This window comes from Phenylobacterium sp. (genome assembly GCF_004799395.1).
Lineage (GTDB): Bacteria > Pseudomonadota > Alphaproteobacteria > Caulobacterales > Caulobacteraceae > Phenylobacterium.
The window spans coordinates 1-4,414 of the sequence record NZ_SSMZ01000238.1; the positions used below are offsets into that span (position 1 = coordinate 1).

Annotated in this window: 10 protein-coding genes; all 10 read left to right on the forward strand. The window is 64.7% G+C overall.

Annotated elements, in window-relative coordinates; genetic code table 11:
- The first annotated feature begins 67 nt into the window (after positions 1–67).
- Positions 68–904: a 50S ribosomal protein L2 gene (rplB, locus tag E8A12_RS15015; RefSeq protein ID WP_293370214.1), complete on the forward strand. Its 837-nt coding sequence runs from the start codon at positions 68–70 to the stop codon at positions 902–904.
- Between the two features lie 3 nt (positions 905–907).
- On the forward strand, positions 908–1,186 hold the full coding sequence (gene rpsS / locus E8A12_RS15020) for a 30S ribosomal protein S19 (protein WP_293370216.1): 279 nt from the start codon (positions 908–910) through the stop codon (positions 1,184–1,186).
- A gap of 2 nt (positions 1,187–1,188) precedes the next feature.
- Positions 1,189–1,569, forward strand: coding sequence for a 50S ribosomal protein L22 (rplV, locus tag E8A12_RS15025; protein ID WP_293370218.1), 381 nt, complete (start codon positions 1,189–1,191; stop codon positions 1,567–1,569).
- The gene (gene rpsC / locus E8A12_RS15030; protein ID WP_293370220.1) at positions 1,569–2,330 is read left to right on the forward strand and encodes a 30S ribosomal protein S3; all 762 of its coding nucleotides are present in this window, start codon (positions 1,569–1,571) and stop codon (positions 2,328–2,330) included. Before rplV ends, rpsC begins: the two co-directional genes overlap by 1 nt.
- Before the next feature lie 11 nt (positions 2,331–2,341).
- Positions 2,342–2,770: a 50S ribosomal protein L16 gene (gene rplP / locus E8A12_RS15035; RefSeq protein ID WP_293370222.1), complete on the forward strand. Its 429-nt coding sequence runs from the start codon at positions 2,342–2,344 to the stop codon at positions 2,768–2,770.
- Positions 2,770–2,964, forward strand: a complete 195-nt coding sequence (rpmC, locus tag E8A12_RS15040; protein ID WP_293370224.1) for a 50S ribosomal protein L29 — start codon at positions 2,770–2,772, stop codon at positions 2,962–2,964. Before rplP ends, rpmC begins: the two co-directional genes overlap by 1 nt.
- A 13-nt stretch (positions 2,965–2,977) precedes the next feature.
- Positions 2,978–3,229 (forward strand): 30S ribosomal protein S17, encoded by a 252-nt coding sequence (rpsQ, locus tag E8A12_RS15045; protein WP_293370226.1) that lies wholly within the window; start codon positions 2,978–2,980, stop codon positions 3,227–3,229.
- A gap of 13 nt (positions 3,230–3,242) precedes the next feature.
- On the forward strand, positions 3,243–3,611 hold the full coding sequence (gene rplN / locus E8A12_RS15050; protein ID WP_056018090.1) for a 50S ribosomal protein L14: 369 nt from the start codon (positions 3,243–3,245) through the stop codon (positions 3,609–3,611).
- Positions 3,611–3,928, forward strand: coding sequence for a 50S ribosomal protein L24 (rplX, locus tag E8A12_RS15055; protein ID WP_293370228.1), 318 nt, complete (start codon positions 3,611–3,613; stop codon positions 3,926–3,928). The genes rplN and rplX overlap by 1 nt, the downstream gene beginning before the upstream one ends.
- Positions 3,921–4,414 (forward strand): 50S ribosomal protein L5 (gene rplE, locus E8A12_RS15060; RefSeq protein WP_293370230.1); only part of this gene is annotated, 494 nt, incomplete at its 3' end. The genes rplX and rplE, both read left to right, overlap by 8 nt.

Here is a 4,414-nt window from a genome sequence, read left to right on the forward strand (position 1 = left end):
GTCAAGAAAGCTGTCGTGACCCTGGCCGAAGGCCAGTCGATCGACATCACCACGGGGCTCTGATCCGATGGCCTTGAAGCAATATAATCCGACCTCGCCGGGTCGCCGCCAGCTGGTGCTGGTGGACAAGTCCGAGCTCCACAAGGGCCGTCCTGAGAAGTCCCTCGTCGAGGGTCTGACCAAGAGCGGCGGGCGTGGCGGCGGCGGTCGCATCGCGGTGCGTTTCCGTGGCGGCGGCGCCAAGCGCCTGTACCGTAAGATCGACTTCAAGCGTCGCAAGCTCGACGTGGTCGGCACGGTCGAGCGCCTGGAGTACGACCCCAACCGCACGGCCTTCATCGCCCTGGTTAAGTACGCTGACGACGAGCTGGCCTACATCCTGGCCCCGCAGCGCCTGAAGGTTGGCGACCAGGTGATCTCGGCCGAGAAGGCCGACGTGAAGCCCGGCAACGCCATGCCCCTGCGCGGCATGCCGATCGGCACGATCATCCACAACGTCGAGCTGAAGCCCCTGAAGGGCGGCCAGATCGCCCGTTCCGCGGGGACCTACGCCCAGCTCGTCGGCCGCGACGCCGGCTACGCCCAGATCCGCCTGAACTCGGGCGAGCTGCGCATGGTCCCGGACAGCTGCATGGCCACAGTGGGCGCGGTGTCGAACCCCGACCACATGAACGAGGTCATGGGCAAGGCCGGCCGCAACCGTCACAAGGGCCGCAGGCCGCACGTCCGCGGCGTCGCCATGAACCCGGTCGACCACCCGCACGGCGGCGGTGAAGGCAAGACCTCCGGCGGCCGTAACCCGGTCACGCCGTGGGGCAAGCCGACCAAGGGCGCCAAGACCCGCACCAACAAGACGACGGATAAGTTCATCATCCGCTCGCGTCACGCCAGGAAGGCTCGTTAATCGATGACCCGTTCTGTCTGGAAAGGTCCGTTCGTCGACGGATACCTGCTCAAGAAGGCCGACGCCGTTCAAAGCTCGGGCCGCAAGGACGTGATCAAGACCTGGTCGCGCCGCTCCACCATCATGCCGCAGTTCGTGGGTCTCACGTTCGGCGTGCACAACGGCCAAAAGCACGTCCCCGTGCACGTGTCGGAAGACATGGTCGGCATGAAGCTGGGCGAGTTCGCGCCCACCCGCTTCTTCCCCGGCCACGCTGCCGACAAGAAGGCCAAGAGGAAGTAGCCATGTCGCAGACGAAAAAAGTCCGCCGGCTGGCCGGTATCGAGGCGATGTGCAAGGTCCGCACTCTGCGCACCTCTGCGCGCAAGCTGAACCTTGTCGCCCAGTCGATCCGCGGCCTCAAGGTCCAGCGGGCCCTGAACGAGCTGGAATTCAGCCACAAGCGCATCGCGATCGACGTGCGCAAGGCGCTCTATTCGGCGATCTCCAACGCCGAGAACAACCACAACCTCGACATCGACTCCCTGGTCGTGGCCGAGGCCTACGTGGGCAAGAACCTGGTGATGAAGCGCTTCTCCGCCCGTGCGCGGGGACGTGCGTCGCGCATCGAAAAGCCGTTCAGCGAGATCACCATCGTGGTCCGCGAACTGGGTGAGGCCGCCTGATGGGTCAAAAAGTAAATCCGATCGGGCTGCGGCTCGGCATCAACCGCACCTGGGACAGCCGTTGGTTCGCCGACGGCGCCGAGTACGGCAAGCTGCTGCACGAGGACATCAAGGTCCGCCGGGCGCTGAAGAAGCGCCTGTATCAGGCCGGCGTGTCGCGCATCACCATCGAGCGTCCGCACAAGAAGTGCCGCATCACCATCTATGCCGCGCGCCCCGGCGTGATCATCGGCAAGAAGGGCGCGGACATCGACAAGCTGCGCAAGGACATCGCGGCGATGACGGACGGCGAGGTTCACCTGAACATCGTCGAGATCCGCAAGCCCGAGACCGACGCCCAGCTGATCGCCGAGAACATCGCCCAGCAGCTGGAGCGCCGCGTGGCCTTCCGCCGCGCCATGAAGCGCTCGATGCAGTCCGCCATGCGCCTCGGCGCCAAGGGCGTCCGCATCAACGTGTCCGGCCGACTCGGCGGCGCGGAAATCGCGCGGATGGAATGGTATCGCGAAGGCCGCGTGCCGCTGCACACCCTGCGCGCCGATATCGACTACGGCTTCACCGAGGCCAAGACCACCTACGGCATCATTGGCGTGAAGGTGTGGGTCTTCAAAGGTGAAGTCCTCGAGCACGACCCGATGGCGCTGGACAAGCGTCTGGCCGGCGAAAGCGGGCCTGCGGGTGAAGGCGGCGGTCGTGACCGCTCCGGTGATCGCCCCGACCGCGGCCCGCGCCGCGATCGGCGCGAGCAGGCGAACGCTTAAGGGTCTGACCGATGCTGTCTCCGAAAAAGACCAAGTACCGCAAGCAGTTCAAGGGCAAGATCCACGGGATCGCCAAGAGCGGCTTCACGCTGAACTTCGGCTCCTACGGCCTGAAGTCGGTTGAGCCCGAACGCGTCACCGCGCGCCAGATCGAGGCGGCTCGCCGCGCGATCACGCGTCAGATGAAGCGCCAGGGCCGGGTGTGGATCCGGATCTTCCCCGATGTGCCGGTCACCGACAAGCCGGCCGAAGTGCGGATGGGCAAGGGCAAGGGCGCGGTCGAGTACTGGGCTGCGCGCGTCCACCCGGGCCGGATCATGTTTGAGATCGATGGCGTGCCTGACGACGTGGCCCGCGAAGCCCTGCGCCTTGGCGCGGCCAAGCTTCCGGTGAAGACCCGCATCGTTGCGCGCATCGAAGCCGTCGCGGAGCACGCGTGATGAAGATTGACGAAGTTCGCGGGCTCACCCCCGACCAGCTGGCCGACCAGCTGATCAGCCTGAAGAAGGAGCAGTTCAACCTGCGCTTCCAGAAGGCGACCGGCCAGATCGAGAAGACCCACCGCGTGGATGAGGTGCGCAAGGACATCGCGCGCATCAAGACCCATCTGCGGACCAAGCAGGCGCAGGCCTGAGGAGAGCTGACAGATGCCGAAACGAATTCTCGAAGGCGTTGTCGTCTCCGACAAGGGCGACAAGACTGTGATCGTGAAGGTCGAACGGACCTTCCTGCACCCGGTGCTGAAGAAGACCGTCCGCCGGTCGAAGAAGTACCACGCCCACGACGAGGCGAACGCCTACAAGTCCGGGGACAACGCCCGCATCATCGAATGCGCGCCGAAGTCGAAAACCAAGACTTGGGAGGTGCTGCCCAAGGGCGGCGCCGACCAGGCAGCGTAGGGGATCAGAACCAATGATCCAGATGCAAACTAACCTGGAAGTCGCCGACAACTCCGGCGCTCGCCGAGTCATGTGCATCAAGGTGCTGGGCGGCGCCGGGCGCCGTTATGCCGGCGTTGGTGACAAGATCGTGGTCTCCGTGAAGGAAGCCATTCCGCGCGGCCGCGTGAAGAAGGGCGATGTGCTGCAAGCCATCGTCGTCCGCACGAGCTCGGCCATCAAGCGCAAGGACGGTTCGGTCATCCGCTTCGACAAGAACGCGGCGGTGATCGTGAACAAGCAAAGCGAGCCGATCGGCACGCGGATCTTCGGCCCGGTTCCCCGTGAACTGCGCGCCAAGAACCACATGAAGATCATCTCCCTCGCTCCTGAGGTGCTGTGATGGCGGCGAAGATCAAGAAAGGGGACCGCGTCGTGGTCCTCACCGGCAAGGACAAGGGCCGCACGGGCTCTGTCTCCAAGGTCATGCCCAAGGAAGAGCGCGTCGTGGTCGGCGGCCTGAACCTGGTTCAGCGCCACACCCGTCCCACGCAAGGCGATCCGCAAGGCGGCATCAAGAGCAAGGAAGCCCCGATCCACATCTCGAATGTGGCCGTGGTGGACTCCAAGGGTAAGCCCACGCGCGTCGGCTTCCGCATGGACGGCGACAAGAAGGTCCGGTTCGCCAAGACGACCGGCGAGGTGATCGCAAATGGCTGAGCAAGCTTACGAACCGCGGCTGAAGACCGACTATCGGACCCGTATCCGCAAGTCGCTCAAGGATCAGTTCGGCTACACCAACGAGATGCAGATTCCCAAGCTGGACAAGATCGTCCTGAACATGGGCATCGGCGAATCCGTGGCCGACTCCAAGAAGGTCAACGCGGCCATCGCCGACCTGGCGAAGATCGCGGGCCAGAAGCCCGTGCCCACCAAGGCGCGCACCTCCATCGCCGGCTTCAAGCTGCGCGAAGGCATGGTGATCGGGGCCAAGGTGACGCTTCGCGCTGACCGCATGTACGAGTTCCTGGACCGCCTGATCACCGTCGCGCTGCCGCGGGTGAAGGATTTCCGGGGCCTCAAGCCCACCTCGTTCGACGGTCGGGGCAACTACGCCCTGGGCCTTCGCGAACACATCGTGTTCCCGGAGATCAACTACGACGAGATCGACCAGATGTGGGGCATGGACATCATCGTCGCCACGAC